The 16,923-nt window shown below is 72.3% G+C and carries 9 protein-coding genes; all 9 read right to left on the bottom strand.

The window, feature by feature from the left end; translation table 11 throughout:
* Window positions 1-246 precede the first annotated feature (246 nt).
* The 9 genes from AC3A3J_RS02110 to AC3A3J_RS02070 are packed head-to-tail and all read right to left on the bottom strand — an operon-like array spanning window position 247 to window position 16,896.
* A complete protein-coding gene (locus AC3A3J_RS02110; protein WP_487670707.1) occupies window positions 247-4,761 on the bottom strand; it encodes a type VII secretion EssC family protein in 4,515 nt (1,504 codons plus the stop codon).
* A gap of 58 nt (window positions 4,762-4,819) precedes the next feature.
* On the bottom strand, window positions 4,820-6,532 hold the full coding sequence (locus AC3A3J_RS02105; protein ID WP_487670706.1) for an RDD family protein: 1,713 nt from the start codon (window positions 6,530-6,532) through the stop codon (window positions 4,820-4,822).
* Window positions 6,529-8,208 carry a serine/threonine-protein kinase gene (locus AC3A3J_RS02100; RefSeq protein WP_487670705.1) on the bottom strand — a complete coding sequence of 560 codons (1,680 nt, stop codon included), beginning with the start codon at window positions 8,206-8,208 and terminating at the stop codon, window positions 6,529-6,531. Before AC3A3J_RS02100 ends, AC3A3J_RS02105 begins: the two co-directional genes overlap by 4 nt.
* Window positions 8,205-9,950 carry an FHA domain-containing protein gene (locus AC3A3J_RS02095; RefSeq protein ID WP_487670704.1) on the bottom strand — a complete coding sequence of 582 codons (1,746 nt, stop codon included), beginning with the start codon at window positions 9,948-9,950 and terminating at the stop codon, window positions 8,205-8,207. The genes AC3A3J_RS02100 and AC3A3J_RS02095 overlap by 4 nt, the downstream gene beginning before the upstream one ends.
* Window positions 9,950-10,765 (bottom strand): PP2C family protein-serine/threonine phosphatase, encoded by an 816-nt coding sequence (locus tag AC3A3J_RS02090; protein WP_487670703.1) that lies wholly within the window; start codon window positions 10,763-10,765, stop codon window positions 9,950-9,952. The genes AC3A3J_RS02095 and AC3A3J_RS02090 overlap by 1 nt, the downstream gene beginning before the upstream one ends.
* Window positions 10,762-12,252, bottom strand: a complete 1,491-nt coding sequence (locus tag AC3A3J_RS02085) for an RDD family protein (RefSeq protein ID WP_487670702.1) — start codon at window positions 12,250-12,252, stop codon at window positions 10,762-10,764. The genes AC3A3J_RS02090 and AC3A3J_RS02085 overlap by 4 nt, the downstream gene beginning before the upstream one ends.
* Window positions 12,249-14,666, bottom strand: a complete 2,418-nt coding sequence (locus tag AC3A3J_RS02080; RefSeq protein ID WP_487670701.1) for a transglutaminase-like domain-containing protein — start codon at window positions 14,664-14,666, stop codon at window positions 12,249-12,251. Before AC3A3J_RS02080 ends, AC3A3J_RS02085 begins: the two co-directional genes overlap by 4 nt.
* Window positions 14,663-15,925 carry a DUF58 domain-containing protein gene (locus AC3A3J_RS02075; RefSeq protein ID WP_487670700.1) on the bottom strand — a complete coding sequence of 421 codons (1,263 nt, stop codon included), beginning with the start codon at window positions 15,923-15,925 and terminating at the stop codon, window positions 14,663-14,665. Before AC3A3J_RS02075 ends, AC3A3J_RS02080 begins: the two co-directional genes overlap by 4 nt.
* Window positions 15,925-16,896: an AAA family ATPase gene (locus AC3A3J_RS02070; RefSeq protein ID WP_487670699.1), complete on the bottom strand. Its 972-nt coding sequence runs from the start codon at window positions 16,894-16,896 to the stop codon at window positions 15,925-15,927. The genes AC3A3J_RS02075 and AC3A3J_RS02070 overlap by 1 nt, the downstream gene beginning before the upstream one ends.
* Between the last annotated feature and the right edge of the window lie 27 nt (window positions 16,897-16,923).

Raw genomic sequence — 16,923 nt, 5'->3', positions numbered from 1 at the left:
GCACCAGGTCGTCGATGACGCCCTGCAGCTCCTTCAGCGTGTCGGTCACCGTGCTGCGACCGTCACGAAGACGCGCCGCCGCGCTCTCCATCTCGCTGTACGTTGCTCCGAAATCATGTCCGGCCATGAGAAACCGCCTCCGAATCGATCGTCTTCAGGCCGTCTCCGGCCTCCTGCACACGAGGTTAGCGGGCGAACCCGCCGAGGTGAACGGGGAGCGGTACCCATGCACCGCTCCCCATCCGGCTAGCTCTTCGGCGCCTCGTCGGCGACGAACGGCATCTGCATCGTGACGGCCCGACCGGCCTGCACGAAGATGCCTCGGCCCACCGGGAAGTCCGAGCGCTTGACGCGGCCGAACGGCGTCTTGAAGATGCCCTCGCCGTCGTACGTGTCGGGCTTCAGCACGATGCCCTGACGCCCCGTCTTCCACTCGCCGAGCACACCGATGCTGCCGCTCGCCCGCGTGATCTCGGCCTCGCCGATGAGCAGGTGGTCGCTGTTGTTCATCGCCTGCAGCAGGGCGCGCATCGGACGGTCGGCCGGGCCGTCGGCGAGGTGCGGCACGTCTTCGATGACGATGAGGATGCGAGCATCCGGGTTCTCGGCCACGACGAGCTCGGCCAGCTCGGTCGCCAACTCCTTCTCGTCCTCCGGCTTGGTCGCGCTGCGCACCCAGGGGCGGAAGTCCTTGAGCTCGGCGCGACGGCTGCCGAAGTGGTACATCCGGATGTTCGGATCGAACCGCTCCATAGCCGTGACCAGCGACCGCAGCGCATTGGTCTTGCCCGACGCGGGCGGACCCGAGATGACGAACGAGCCGATGGGCTCGAAGCCGTGCGGGGCGAGCGTGTCGTCGGCGACGCCGAACACGGGCATCCCGTCGACCGTCGCCGGCATCTCGTCGGCCGGCACGAGCGTCGGCAGCGCGCCGATCTCGGGCAGGTCGCGCACGCCCTGGGCGCGCAGCCGGTCGCCGAGGGCGGCGAGCGCCTTGGTCTGCTCGACTACGTTCGTCGTGCCGCCGAGCACGGCGATCTGCGCCTCGTGCCCGTCGACGACCGCGCGGCCCGGGTTCGACTGCTCGTCGAGCACGTCGCGCGGGGCACCCAGCAGCATGTACTGGCTCGGGTCGCCCATGCGCAGGATCACGCGTCGCGAGATGTTCGCCGCCACCGCGCTCGGTACGGCGTTGCCGCGGTCGGCGGTGATGACGGTGTGGATGCCGAGCGTGCGACCCTCGCCCAGGATCCGCATGAAAATCCGGTAGAACGGGCCGCGGCCGGGCGCCATCTCCCAGTCCTTCTTGAACTCGGGGTAGTTGTCGATGAGCACGAGAATGCGGGGCATCCGCGCATCGCGCAGCTCGCGGTACTCCTGCACCGACGCCGCACTCGCGGCCGAGAACGCGGCCGCCCGCCGGTCCATCTCGGCGTCGAGCGTGCGGAGCAGACGCTGGATGCGCTCGACGTCGCCGCTGTCGACGACCGAGCCGACGTGCGGCAGCACCGACAGCGCGCCGAGCGCCCCAGACGCGAAGTCGAGGCAGTAGACCTGCACGCGTCCGAGGTCGGGGCGCATGCCCGCCGCGGTGGCGATGGTCTTCAGCAGCGTGGACTTGCCCGATCCGGAGGTGCCGTAGACGACCATCGAGCCGTCGCGGTCGGGCAGGAACACCGCCGACTGCTGCAGCTGCTTCTCGGGGATATCGGTCAGCGCGATCGGGATGCGCGTGTCGCCCTCGTTCGTGAGGTCGTTCAGGTCGACGACCGTCGCGAGGTCGTCGAGCCACGGCCGCCGCGGACGCTGCAGCTGCGCACGGTCGGCCGCGTTGATCAGCGTCGATACGATGCGCTTCTGGTCGTTCGGGCCGAGGTCCTCCTCGTGAACGTCCGACTCGACCAGGCCGTCGGGCTCCCACTCGCCGCTCGCGCCGAAGCGCAGCTCGGCGACCCGCACATCGGCAGTGGTCGACTCGTCGTCGGTGGTCCATCCGCCCGCGTACGCCGACTGGAACGGCACCAGACGTCCGGGGCCCGTCTTCGCGATCGCGCGACCGGGGATCGACGCGGGGAACGACGCCGCGATGTCGTCGTCGACGACGTCGCGCGAGTCGGCCTCGTCGGCCATCCGCAGCGCGATGCGCAGGTTGGTGTTGGCGCGCAGGTTGTCTTTGATGACACCGGCGGGACGCTGCGTCGCCATGATGAGGTGGATGCCGAGCGAGCGACCGCGCTGGGCGATGTCGACGACGCCGTCGACGAACTCGGGCATCTCCGAAGCGAGCGCCGCGAACTCGTCGATCACCAGCACGAGCGCCGGCGGGCACTCCGGGTCCTGCCGCTTCTCGAGTTCGAGGAGGTCCTTCGCCTTCTTGCGGTTGAGTAGGTGTTCGCGGTGCTGCAGCTCGGCCCGGAGGCTGGTGAGCGCGCGGCGCACGAGGTGCGGGCTCAGGTCGGTCACGAGCCCCACGCAGTGCGGCAGCTCGACGCAGTCGGCGAACGCCGACCCGCCCTTGTAGTCGACGAACAGGAACGTCACCCGGTCGGGGCTGTGCGCGGCGGCCATGCCGAGCACCCACGCCTGCAGGAACTCCGACTTGCCGGCGCCGGTCGTACCGCCGACCAGCGCGTGCGGACCCTGCGTGCGCAGGTCGAGCGCCATGGCGTCGGATGCTCCCTGCCCGATGATGGCGCGGAGTGTGCCCGACTTCTTCAGCCGCGGCCGCGGGGTGGGGCTGCGGTCGACGATGGTGTTGTTCTGCCGCCATCGCTCGATCACCACCTGCGGGTCTTCGGCGATCGCCGGGTCGACGAGCTGCAGGAACATCACTGATCCCGGGATGTCGGAGGCGTCGTGCACCACGGTGCTCGCATCGACCACCGGAGACAGCCGTCGCGCGAGCATCTGCATGTAGGCGTTCGACACGCCCTCGACCTGCACGTGCTCGAAGTGCTCGCCGTTGCGCACCAGACCCACCTGCGCGTCTTCGAGACCCGTCGTGACGTCGATGTAGCTGCGGCACACGGCCGGCAGCGACTCGACGGTGGGCGAGACGAACACCGCGTGCACCCCATGGTCGGCGCCGCGTTCGAGCACCTCGGTCAGGCGACCGCGATCGACCGGGGCGTCGTTGGTGACGAACACGATGACCGAGATCGGCGGCGTGCTCTTGTGCTCGCCCGCCGCGCGCGCGACGTCGGTGCCGTACAGCAGCGGGTTCCAGTCCTCTTTGAACGGACCGCGGGGCTCGCCCGACCCGCTCGACGCGACGGCCCGCGACACGTGCTCTTCGAGCGTGCTCAGCAGGGCCGCGCTCGTCGGCGCCGAGTCGGCCAGCGCCATGTCGCGGAACGGACTGCGCTCACTGGAGGTGTGCGGCATCCACTTGAGCCATTCGAGCTCGGGCGTCCAGGCCGAATCGGCGAATGCGACGGCCACCACGTCGTTCGGGGCGTGCAGGCCGAACAGCTGCACGGCCACTCCGCGCATGGTGTCGGCGACGGGGCCCTGGGGTCCGGCGATGCCGACCGATCCGGCATCCGCGAGGGTCTCGAACACGGGCACGTCGTCGACGAAGGCATAACGCTCGCGCAGCCGATCGACGCGGTCGATGAAGTCGGGCAGACCCTCGGGAGAGTCCTGATCGTCGATGCGGTTGCGCGCCGGCAGACGGCATGTGCCTAGGCGCAGGGCGAGGAAGTTCCAGTGCTCCGGCCGTCGCGTCCACAGCAGCGGCCCGAGGCGCATCGCATGATCGAACACCTCGGCCACCGGGGGCGCCTCGGCGTTGCGGGCCGCCTCCTCTTCGGGCTTGCCGCGGAAGAAGTCCTCTTCGAGCTGCTCGTACTGCCGCTCGAACAGCAGGATCTCGTGGTTCTCGCCCTTCTTGCTCTGGGCGGTCTGGTTGATGATGTTTCCGAACGCCATGAGCGGCGTCATCACGATCATCAGCAGCGAACGGGGGTTGCCGTTCAGGGCGTAGAGCGCCATGCCCATGAGGATCGGCGCGATGAGGATCGGCCACGGGAACAGGCGACCGATCTTCTCGGTGGGGAGGCGGGGCACCTTGAACAGCGTGCCGGGGTAGCGCACCTCGACCCGCGGGCTGCGGTTGAACAGCAGTCCGCCGCCGCGCTCGATGATGGGCTCGTCGCTCGGGGTGCCGTCGAACGAGCGCACGAGCCGGAGCACCAGCGTGGTGCCGCCGATCACGAACGGCTCGCCCTCCTCGATGCGCACGCGCTGCACGGCGACACCGTCGACGAGCACACCGTTGGCGGAGTTGAGGTCGACGACCTCGATGTGCGTGCCGACCTCGAGACGCGCGTGCCGCTTCGAGACCATGGGGTCGGGCAGCACCACGTCGTTCGCGGCGTCGCGGCCGAGGAAGACCGTACCGGCCGCGATCGGGAACTCCTGCCCGGCGAGCGCGCCGGCTGTGGCGATGAGCACTCCGGCCACATCGCGCTGACCCCCGAACGCGTACCCCGGACCGTGGTTGACGATGGATGCCGCGAAGCCCGAACCGATGGGGGCCTCGCCGAGCGGCACGTCGGGCTGCAGCGGCACGAGGCGCTCCCCCGTCGGGGGCGCGACGGCGAGCGTCAGCACGTCGCCCTCGGCGACCGGCACGGAACGCATGGGGTCGGCCAGCGCGATGTGGCGGGCGACATCGCCGGCCGTCGCCGTCGAGTCGGTCTTCACCACGATGTCGACGGGGTCGCCGCCCTGTCGATGCAGCGTCAGTTTGAGTCTCATCGGTTCCCCCCGATCACGCCGGTCGAGCCGGCGACGGACATCCGTCGTTCACAAGCAGTCATACCGCGACCACCGCGAAGACGCGGTCGCCGAGGCGGATCGTATCTCCTGCGGTGATCGCCACCACCGTGCCGGCCGGCATCGCCATGTCGATCCCGTTGCGGCTCAGGGCCGAGCCGTTGGTCGAGTGCAGGTCGACGACCTCGAGACCCCCCGGCACCGGACGCACCAGCAGGTGGGTCTTCGACAGCGAACGCGTGTCGTCGGGCAGCGGGACGGGGCGGGCCCCGGGATGCGGAGCCGCGTCGGGGTTGCGCCCGAGCAGGATCGGGCCGTCGATGCGGATGCTCTCACCCGTGTCGAGACGCAGGCCGAAACCGGTGGGTGCGGCCGGAGCCGCAGGCGCCGGAGCCGCAGGAGCCGGAGCCGCAGGAGCCGGAGCCACAGGCGTCGCGGCCGCAGGTGCGCCGGGAGCGGGAGCCGCAGGTGCGGCGGCCGCAGGCGCGGCGGGAGCGGGCGTCGCAGCCGCGGGAGCCGCAGGCGCAGCGGGAGGGGCCGGTGTCGGGGCCGCGGGCGCGGGCGTCGGCGTCGCGGGCGCGGCGGCCGCAGGGACGACGGGAGCGGCCGGCGCGGGAACCGCCGGCGCGGGGACACCAGATGCAAGGTCCGCCGGGGAAGGCGCGGGAACCGCCGGCGCGGGAGGAGCAGCGCTCGGAGCGGGCACCTGCGCCGCGGCGGGCGCGAGCGGGTCGGGCAGTGCGTAGGGGTCGGGTGTCTCCGACGGCGCGCGCACGACGCCCGGAGCTGGCCGCGGCATCGCGGGCAGCGGTGCGGCGGGGTCGGCGGGGAGCGGTTCGATGAGGGCATCCGCCCCCACCGCATCGATGGCCTCGCGCTCGGCCTGCACGGCACGGTAACCGCCGAGCACCGGCTTTCCGGTCTCGCCCGGCACCGGCTCTGCCGAGACCGGGGGCGTCGACGGGGTCGCGAGCGACAGGCCGACGGTCGGCCGCTCGTCGGGGTCGTACGGACGGGCGACTCCGAGCACGCCGGCGCTGACGCGGCTCCCCGGGCGGTAAGCCGGCCCGGCGGACGGGTCGACCGGCGTCGCGAGAGACGGCAGCGCCGACCGCTCGGGCGCCGGATCGGCCTTCACCATCTTGCGGGCGACGCGCATGCGCTTCTCGTCGTACGGGTTGAGCCCCTTGCGCACGTCGACGAGCCACACCCCCGTGGCCTTGTCGTGCAGGCCGCGGCCGCGCCGCTCCGGATCGAAGGTCGGCGACGCGAGCATGAGCGCGGTACCGAGCACCGGCACGATGCCGGCCGCGCCGACGAGCAGGAACCGCAGCAGTACCGCGCCGACCCGCGGACGTTCGAGTGTGCGCACGTTGACGCTGCGGATGCCGACGAGCCTCTTGCCGATCGTGAACCCCTTGAGCCCGTGCAGGATGAGCTGCACCACGAGGAACACGAGGCTGAGGAGGGTCGACACCGAGGCCATGACGATCGCGAGCACGAAGTCGGGGTGGTTGACGAGGCCGTAGGCCGAAATCGACCCGCTCAGGAACTTCACCAGCAGCGGCACCGCACCGATCCACAGGGGCAGCTGCAGCAGCGTCCAGATGCCGCCGTCGATCACGAACGCGAGCGCTCGCCGTCCGAGCGGCGCACGCAGCAGGCCGAGCGCGGACGCGTAGGCAGGATCGGGCCGACCGGAGGCATCGAGCCCCTCGATCGTCTCGGTCTTCTCGTCGATCTCCCAGATCATCCGACGCATCCTCGCATCGGTTCGGATGCCCGGCCGTCAGCGCGCCGCAGGATCACGTCGATACACACCCTTTCCGCAGATTCCACCGTCACCGTCGGCACATCGGTCTGCCGCTGTGCGTCGGGATCGTCCGAGTACACGTCTCTCCAGAGGTAGCTGTCGCCCTCCTCCGGCGAGGGATTCTCCCACGTGAACGTCACCGTGGCACCCTCGCGTACGCCGACGGGCTCCGACACCGCGGGAACGAAGTCGGGCACCACGTCCTGCGGTTCGGCGGTTTCGGACGCCTCGGGCGCGGGGTCGGTGCGGATGCCCGCCGCGAGCAGATTGAGGCCGATGATCGCCGCCACCACGACGACCACCACTCCGGCGGCGATCAGCGAGATCCATAGACCGGTGCGGCGGCGCGGCGGCCCGGCGGGCGTCGTCGACGGAGCCGAGGACGCGTGCGGGGGTGCGGTGGGGTACGAGGGAGCCGTCGCATACGCCGGCGCCGGCCCCGGCGTGGAAGCGGCGAAGCCCGGGGCGGGCGGGCCCGCCGGCGAGACGACCTGCGGCGGGCGCAGGAGCGTCGGCTCGTCGTTGACGGGCGGCGGCGTCGGAACGACCGGGCCGCGCACCTCGGTGCGATCGCTCACCGGCTGCGCCGGCGCAGGGTCGAAGCGCGGAACCGCCGGGGCGGGCTGAGCGACGTGCTTCTGCGTCGTGGCCGACGGGCGGGTGAAGGCCGAGGCATCCGGGTCGATGCTCACGACCTCGCGCACGCGGGTCAGGCCGTCGTCGTCGTCTTCGAGCTCGTCGGCGTGCGGATGCTCGTCGACGATGTCGATCGGGGTGACCGAATGCGACAGCTCGATCTGCACCTTCTGCAGCGCCCGCGCGAACGCCACCGCGCTCGGATAACGGTCGTCGGAGTTCTTCGCCATCGCCCGCTCGAGAACCCGCTGCAGACTCTCGGGCGAGTCGGGGCGGCCGAGGTGCGGCACGGCCGCCCGCTCGATACGCTCGATGAGGTCGGCGCTGGAGTTGCGCTCACCCGGACGCTCGAACGGCGACCGCCCGGCGAGCAAGGTGAAGAGCGTGGCGCCCAGCGCCCAGACATCCGACCGGGGTCCGCTGCGCGGCGGCTCGGCGAACGACTCGGGCGGCGACCACGGGATCGACATGCCGGAGGCCTCGGTCGTCGCGCCGGTGGTCGATGCGATACCGAAATCCGTCAGAGCCGGCCGGTTGTACTCGGTGACGAGGATGTTCGCCGGCTTGATGTCGCGGTGCAGCACACCGGCACGATGCGCGGTCTCGACGGCGCCCGCGACCTGCACGCCCACGCGCAGCGCCTCGGCGACCGAGAACGGCTCCTTGCGCGATCGCGTCTGCAAGTTGGGGCGGGGGCAGTACTCCATGACGAGGTAGGGCCGACCGTCGCCCGCCACACCCGCCTGATAGATCGTGACGATCGCCGGGTGGGTCGACAGCATCGCCATGACGTTCGCCTCGTCGGCGAACTCCTGCGCCGCCCCGCTCGACAGCCGGTCGGCGAGCAGCACCTTCACCGCCACCCGGCGACGCGGCATCTCCTGCTCGTACAGGAAGACGTCGGCGAACCCGCCCGCGCCCAGCGGTTCGACGTACGTGAAACCGGGGAGGGCGGGAGGGGAGGACGGCGGTCGTTTCACGGGAGGTCCTCGAAGGCGATCGTGATGCCGTCTCCGAGGTCGACCACGTCGCCGGTGAGCACGAGGGTCTGCTCCCCCGGGTGCAGGCGCACCGGGTCGGCACCCGGGCGCAGCAGCGTCGAGCCGTTGGTGGTGTGCAGGTCGATGACGACCACGGTGTCTCCCTCGGGGCGGACCTCGAGGTGGCTGCGCGAGATGTCCTGCTGCGGACTCTCGACCGCGATGAGGTGCGGCAGGTTCGCGCCGCTCGCGCGGGGGGAGCGCGGACGACGACCGATGATGACCGTGCGGTCGAGGGCCACGACCTGGCCGGACGACACCCGGATGCGACCCGCCGAGGCGGTGGGCGCGTCGGCGACGGGGATCACCGCGGTGGGCGTCTCATCGGCCGAGGCGGGCTGCTGGCGCATCGCGCGCAGCTCGTCGGCCGAGATCGTCGCGCCGTCGTGGTCGCCCTGCGCCGGGAACGGGGCGGGCGGCGCGGGAGGCGCGGGCGGCGCCGAGATGCGCGGCACCGGCGGAGCGGTGTGCACGGTGTCGCCGAAGAGCAGATCGAAGTCGTCGTCGCTGGCCGCGAGGGTCGCCTCGGTAGGGATCAGGGTGACGCCGTCAACCTCGGGAGCGACGAGCTCGGCGACCACGGGCAGCTCGTCGAGCTGCTCGGTGGGCGCGTCGGACCCGGACGACGCGGCGGCGGTCACCACGTCGCCGTCTTCTGCAGAGGCCGCGGTGCCGGGCACGTCGGGTGCGTCGGTCGCGTCAGGTACGTCGACGGCATCGCTCGGGGCGGGTGCGTCAGGTGCGGCGGATGCGTCGGGCGCGTCGGGCGCGTCGCTCGGGGCGGGAACGTCGGCGTCGCCGGCATCCGCGGGCGGCACGGGAACCGCGCCGAGCAGCGGCGCGCTGATCGCGGCATCCGCGTCGGACTCGTCGCGCACGCCGGCCGACCCCGTGACGGAATCGTCGGCGGAGGCGGCGTCGTCCGACCGCTCATCCTCGCCCGGACCGGTGGCGGGTACGGCACTGGGCGCGGGGGTCCCGGACGCTGCAGCACCGGTGCCGGTCGCATCCGTCGCGGCCGCACCCGAGAGAGAGACGGCGGCTGCTCCGCCGAACGCGGATGCTCCGGACGCAGCCGCGCCCGCGGCGGTCGCCCCCGCCGCAGCGGCCCCGGTCGAAGCTGCCGCGCCCGCGAAGCTCGCGAGGCGGACCGCGGCACCCGACAGCACAGATGCCGATATGCCGTCCGCCGACGTGGCGACGACCGGAGCGGGCCCGAGGGCACCGGTCAGGGGCGCGGCATCGGCCGATTCGAGCTCAGCGCTGACGGCGGACGCCTGCACGACTCCGGTCTGCACCGGCAGGCGCGCCTCGCCGTCGACCGCCTCGACCGTGATCTCCACGCGCGTGGCGCCGCCGACGAACCGCTCGCTCCAGGTCGTCACCTCCGCGCCGTCGAGCTCGTGCGCGCCATCGCCGGCCGTGACGCGGGCTGACACACCGCCGCGCAGAGCGATCCGCACATCGGCCCCCTCGGCGACCGCCGCCGCGAAGGGCGGCAGCGCGGTGAACGATCCCGCCTGGGTGGTGAGCACGTCGATCACGGTCGCGAGGGTCTTCCGTGCGGGCAGACGCTCCCAGAGGCTCGCGACGAGCTCGGCGGGCGCGTCCGGCGGCAGGGCGACGAGCGCGCCGGGCATCACGAGAAGGTGCCAGTGTCCCGGTCGATAGATGGTCTGCATCAGCGAACCCCTCCTGCTGCGGCCTCGCGCGGGCGCGTGTCCATGTCGATGTCGTCGTCGGTCTCGAACAGCGTGCCCGGCCGCGAGGCGACCGAGACGGCGTCGGCGACGACGACGGTGATGTTGTCTCGACCGCCCGCCTCGACGGCCGCGTCGATCAGTGCGTCGGCGGCACGCTGAGGATCGGGGGTCGTGGCGAGGATCTCCCGGATGCCAGCATTCGGGACCTCGGAGGTCAGCCCGTCGGAGCAGACGAGCATGCGATCCCCGAGCTCGGCCGGGAACATCCAGTAGTCGGCGTCACCCGTGCTGGAGGCCCCGATGGCCCGCGTGATTATGTTGCGCCGACGGTCGTGCAGCGCATCCTGCGGCGACAGCTCGCCCGCATCGATCAGCTCCTGCACGACCGAGTGGTCGACGGTGATCTGCTCGAGCTCGTCGTCGGCCAGACGGTAGGTGCGGGAGTCGCCGATGTTGACGGCGAGCCAGTAGCCCATGCCGTCGACCGATGCGATGACCACACCGCTCAGCGTCGTTCCGGCGCGGCCGCTGCCCGAGGTCGAGAGCTCCTCGACGCGCCCGCGCGCGGTCTCGAGGGCTCCCCGTACATCGTCGAGTTCGAGGGCCGACCGCCCGACGCAGTGCGCGAACGCGGCGATCACCGCAGCACTGGCGCGGTCACCGGCCTCGTGCCCGCCCATGCCGTCGGCCACGATGAACACCGGGGTCGAGGCGAGGTAGGCGTCCTCGTTCAGCGCCCGCCGCAGGCCGGCGTGCGTGGCGGCGCCGGCCGCGACCACCAGCCCGGGCCTCATGCGTAGCCGCCGATCGTCACGATACGGTCGCCGATCTCGATCGCGTCGCCTAGACGCACCGGCACGCGCTGCCCCGGAGGGCACGCGAGCCGCTGTCCGTCGCGCACGATCGTCGTGCCGTTGGTCGAATGCCGATCCAGCACCCAACCGCCCGACACCTCGGCCGCGGCCTCGAAGTGGGTCTTCGAGAGCGACAGGGTCTCGTCGCGCACCGCCACCACCGCGGCACCCTCCTCGGGGGCGGGGTTGCGGCCGAAGATCGTGCGTCGCGACACCGGCGTGCGCGTGCCGTCGTCCCAGGTGAGGACGAGACGGTGCCCCGGGATGCTGATGCGGGTCGACTCGATGTCGACGCCGCTCGACGCCGGCTCGGGCGTCGACGCCTCGGGCGCCGAGGCGAGGGGTGCCGCCGCGGCGGGCGCCGCCCAGGCGTCGGCCGCGGCGGTCGGAGCCGGGGTCGCCGGAGCCTGAGCCTGCGGAGCCTGAGCCTGCGGTGCGGGTGCCTGCGGTGCGGGAGCCTGCGGTGCGGGTGCCTGCGGTGCGGGTGCCTGCGGTGCGGGTGCCTGCGGAGTCGGAGCCTGCGGTGCGGGCGCCTGCGGTGCCGGAGCCTGCGGTGCCGGCGGCTGCGGGCCGGGGGCCTCGGAAGCCGGATCGACCGCGGCCGTCCGCCGCGGCGGAGCATCCTGCGTGATGCCGGGCACGAAGGCGATGAGCTCGTCGTCGGCACCCACCGGCGCCGCCGGAGCGGCGGCAGGGAACGCCGGCGCCGACGGGAACGGGGCCGCCGGGGCCGCGGGCGCGGCCGGGGCCGCGGCGGGCGCCTGCGCTGCAGAGGGCCAGGCGGGTGCCGCGGAGGGCTGTGCAGCCGGCGTCGAGGGCGCGGCGAAACGCGACGCCGTGGGGGCGGGGGCGTACGCCGACGGCGTCGGTGCGAGTCCGGGGATCGCCGGCGCTGCCGCACCGGCGGGGGAGGCGCGGAGGTCGGAACCGCGCCCGACCTCGCCCGCGGCCGGGGCCGTGGGGCGCCCGCTCTTCGCGACCCGCGCATCGAGCATGACCGACTTCGCGACCTTGTCGTGCCAGCCCTGGAACCGGCCGGAGCCGTCGAAGAGCGGCGTGAAGTATCCGACGACGATCCCGGCGGCGAGACCGAAGATGAGGTTGCGCACCAGCGCGCGGCCGAACCCGAGCGGCGCGCCGTCGGCCTCGCGGGCGAGCGTCAGCCCCTGGGCCCGCATGCCGATCGATCCGGTGCCCGACTGCATCCAGGTGTAGACGATGAACCACCCGAGCAGCAGCAGGCCGACGACCGGGCCGCCGATCGCGAGCGTGACCAGCGATGCCTCGATGCCGCCCGAGAACGACACGATGAGCGCCAGCACGACGCTGAGCACGATCGCGAGGCCGCCTGCGATGACCGCATCGATCAGATACGCCACCGCGCGACGGGAGATCGGCGCGATCTGGCCGAAGGGGAGCATCGTCATGGTCTCTCGCTCTCGGGGGCGGGGGCGGGGGTGCTGTTCTCGATCGTGCCAGGTTCGCGGCGTCCGCGCGCGCCCGAGTCGCGGACGCGCGCCGTGGCGGCATCACGGAGGTTCTGCACAGCCTGCGAGACGACCGTGCCGCCGAGCAGCGACCGCAGGTTGATGCGCGCCTTCCAGCGCCGCCAGAACCCGGCCTCCGCACCGAGGCCGCCGACGATGTCGTCGACCTCTTTCCAGAAGGAGTCGACGTCTTGCGGCGTGGGTTCGGTGGGGCCGAAGACCTCGATGTCGGCGCGCTGCGCGAGCGCAGCCGCACGGGGCACCCCGAGCGTGCCGACGACCGCGGTCGCCTCCTCGACGCGGGTCGCCCCCGCCGGCAAGCGTGCGCCGTAGTCGACCGCGCGGTCGGTGAGCTCGTCCCATCCGCCGCTGATCCGGTCGCTGGGGCGCGGGGCCGTGCGCCGGGCGCGCCTCTTCGCCGCCTTCCATGCCGCGATGACGATGAACGGCGACGCGAGGATCGCGAGGATCGCGAGCGTGACGCCTCCGATCGCCAGGATCACTCCGAGGATGCCGAGCAGGTTGAGCGTCTCGTCCTCGGCCTTGCGGTCGTCGGGCAGCGTGGGCGGCAGGTCGACCGGCTCCTGCGGCGGGGGCGGAGGCTGCAGCACCTGCGGCTTCGGGTCGACCCGCGGCTTCGTGTTCTGGTCGTTGGGAACCTGGTCCTCGGGCGGCGTCGGGTCGAACGGTAGCCACCCGACGCCCTCGAAGTTGATCTCGACCCAGGCGTGCACGTCGTCGCCGGTCGCCGCGAACTCGGCGTCACCGGCGTTCTCTTCGTCGGGGTAGTACCCCATGACGACGCGGGCGGGGATGCCGACCTCTCGCGCGAGCAGCGCCATGGCGACCGCGTACTGCTCGTCGTCGCCGATCATCTGGTCGCCGCCGACGAGCGTCGAGATGCGCTCGGCCGTGTGCCCGGCACGCGAGATGACCTCGCCCTCGAGGCCGTGGCTGAAGAATCCGCCGTCGGCGAGCATGGTCTCCAGGGCCCTGGCCTGCTCGATGGGACTCTCGGCGTCGGCGATCGTCTCGGCGGCGAGCGAGGTCAGCTCCTCCGGCACGTTGCGCTGTTTCGGCTGCGTGACGTTGCCGAACGCCACCTCGGCGAGCCGGTCGTCGTCGATCTCGCCGGGGATCACGGTGTCGACCGTGTAGGTGTCGCCCGTCTGGAGCTTCGGCGTCGCCACGGCGGTGCCGGTCTCGGCGTTGTAGAAGGTGCCGCGGCGCAGCTCGTCGGCGCGATCACCGGTGTACTCGATGTCGTCGACGGCCCCGGCATCCGGCACCCAGACCCCGGCGTACTCGCCGATCTCGACCTGCAGCGTGACCGGAAGCCCCTCGGCATCGGGCGCCATATCCGACCGCAGCGGGGTGAACGCGCTCGACGACCCCGGCCCGCCGTCGGTGACGTTGTAGACCATGCCGTCGAACTGATCCATGACGGCGATGCGGATGCGCGCCTTCTCGGGCAGACCGCGCACGGTGAACAGCGTCTTCTCGTCGAGGTCGCGGGTGTTCTTGCGGAACGACTGCAGCGGGCTCGGGTAGTCGCGGATGTCGAACGGCGGGATGATCACGTCGCGGAACACGTGCCGCGTCTCGCCCGGCATCGCGACCGCCGACGAGGCGATCCCCGCGCCGGCGGCGATCGCCAGCACACCGGCACCGGCGAGCATGCGGCGCAGACGCATGCGGGCCGCGCGGGAGGGGTCGATCTCGCTCACCGAGATCGCGGCGTTCTGCGGCGCCCAGAGCTGCCTGAGCGCCAGCCACACGACCGCGACGAGGGCGACCACGATGCCCTGCACGAGAGGGAACGCCGGCTCGGGAGTGCCGAGGGCGATGACGACGACGAAGAGCAGGGCGGCCGGGATCAGCGCCCAGGCCACCGTCGTGAGCCGCAGGGCGAGGGATGCCGTGACGGCGGCCCCGACCAGCGCGAGGAGGAAAGGCACGAGCAGATGCCCGTCCGCCGCCGACACGGGGGCGACGGTCGTCAGCATCTGCTTCCACGCCGTCACGACGCCGAGCGCCAGCCGCTGCAGCGTCTCGAGCGTCGGAACGAACCCGGCGATCGTCGTGCCGGGCAGCGCCAGCGCCCCGCCGAACACGAAGTACGCCGCGACCGTGAGACCGGCGATGGGCAGGATGCCCCAGCGCCGCCACGCGCACAGCCCGGCGACGGCGAGCCCGAGCAGCACACCGCCGATCGCGGCGGGGAGGAACGATCCGCCCGCGAACGTCGGCCAGAAGCCGAGGAGGATGGCGGTCACCACGAGGCCGGTGGCCCCGAGGTCGAGCAGCCACCGACGCGGCGCAAGCGCGGTCGGCGAGACGGCGGGCGCGCTCATGCGAGCACCTTTTGCAGGGCGAGCGGGAGCTGTTCGAGGGTTCCGACGGTCACCACGTCGGCGTCGCCGATGCGCCGCAGCGCGGGCGACGACGTCGAGGTGTCGGTGACCACGGCGAGCACGCGGGCGCCGTAGGGCAGGCGCGAGCACGCGACCCGGAGTTCTTCGGCGGGCACGCGCCCTCCGCAGATGAGGACGACGACGCTGGCCAGCGGCATGTTGCGCGCCACCACGCCCGCGAGATCGGCGATGCCCCCGTCGCGCGGCCGGGAGTCCTCGACCGCCGCCAGCGAGTCGAGCAGCTGCTTGCCCGTTCCCGACGGGAGTTCGCGCCCCTGCACGCGCATGTCGACCCGCTGCGAATCGCGCAGCGCGCGCAGCCCGATGCTCCCCGCCACCGAGATCGCGAGCTCGAAGTCGTCGACCGAGGCGTAATCGCCGGACGAGCGTGAGAGGCCGATGACGAAGTGCGACCGCCGGGTCTCCTCGTACTGCCGCACCATCATCGTGCCGGTGCGGGCGGTCGACTTCCAGTGCACGTGGCGCAGATCGTCGCCCGGCTGGTACTCCAGCAGTGCGTGGAACGACACGTCGTCGCGGGAGAGGTCGGTCGCGGGCATCCCCTCGAGGTCGCGCAGGAAGCCCAGCGACTGGCCGTCGAACAGGATGGTGCGCGGGTGCACGAACAGGTCGACCGGGTCGTCGCGGCGATGCGCCCGCTCGAAGAGTCCCAGCGGGTCGCCGCGCACCACGCTCACCGGACCCACCTTGACCACACCGCGCTTCTGGGTCGGGATGGCGAACAGCTCCTCGGCGCTGGCGCCCGGCGCGAGCCTCTGGATGCCGAACTCGCCGCGCCCCGCGCCGACCGGCAGCACGACCCGCGACGGCAGGATCGCCCGGGTGCCGCGGTTGGCGAGGGTGAGTGCGCCGATGGCACGCTCCCCCACGACCACGCGCGTGCGCGCGAGGTCGAGCGACACGTCGTAGGCCGTGCGCCCGATGAGGAACAGCGCGCAGAGAGCGAGCGTGAGGGCGACGACGAGCCCCACGATGGTGAACTCCCACCATCCGGCCACCTGCCCGAGGACCCAGCATCCGACCGCTGCGCCGATCAGCACCCAGGCGAGCGGGCGGATCGCCTGAGCGATCGTCCGGAGGCGCGCGGCAGCGCGAGCGCCGAGGACGGCGGCGACGTCACGCCAGTCGGCGTCGCGCTCCGTCGTCGGCGACGCCGTCTGCAGGGCCTCCGTCGTCATCAGGCCGCCGTTCGCGCCTGGGGTGCGGGCACGGTCTCGAGCACCCGCGCGATCACGGTCTCGCTCGTGGTTCCCGAGAACTCCGCCTCGGGGTCGAGCAGCAGGCGGTGCTTCCACACCGGCCGTGCGAGCGCCTTGATGTCGTCGGGCAGCACGAAGTGCCGACCGTGCGCCGCCGCCCAGACCTTCGCGACACGGATCATCGCGATCGCGCCGCGCACCGAGACGCCCAGACGGATGGCGCTGTCGCCGCGCGTCGCCTCGGCGAGCTCGGCCGCGTAGCGCAGCACGGCGGGCTCGACGTGCACGGTGGCCGCGAGATCGGCCATGTCGGCGACCGCGCTTGTGGTGATGATCGCGGGCAGCCCGGCCGAGGGGTTACGGTCGGATGCCCCCGCGAGGATGCTCTCGGTGACCGCGAGGTCGGGGTACCCGATCGACGTCTTGATGAGGAAGCGGTCGAGCTGCGCCTCCGGCAGCTTGTACGTGCCGGCCTGCTCGATGGGGTTCTGCGTCGCGATCACGAGGAACGGGCGGCCGGTCTCGTGCGTCACGCCGTCGACGGTCACCCGCGACTCCTCCATGACCTCGAGCAGGGCGGACTGGGTCTTCGGCGACGCGCGGTTGATCTCGTCGGCGAGCACGATCGACGCGAAGATCGGTCCCTTGTGGAACTCGAAGCGGTGCTGCTGCTGGTCGTAGATCGTCACGCCGGTGACGTCGGAGGGAAGCAGATCGGGGGTGAACTGGATGCGCGCGCTGGTGCCCTTGACGGTGGCGGCGAGCGCCTTAGCGAGGCTCGTCTTGCCGGTGCCGGGGGCATCCTCCAGCAGGACGTGGCCCTCGGCCAGCATCGCCGAGATCACGAGGCCGACGATCTCCTGCTTGCCCTGCACCGCCTTGTCGACGTTCTCGACGAGGCGCTGGAAGGTGCCCTGGAACCAGGCGGCCTGTTCGGGGGTCATGGTCATGGGTGTGTCGTTCCTCGTTCTCGGGGG

It is taken from the genome of Microbacterium sp. Soil_N32 (assembly GCF_057655505.1).
This window is presented reverse-complemented; position numbering and strand designations above follow the sequence as displayed.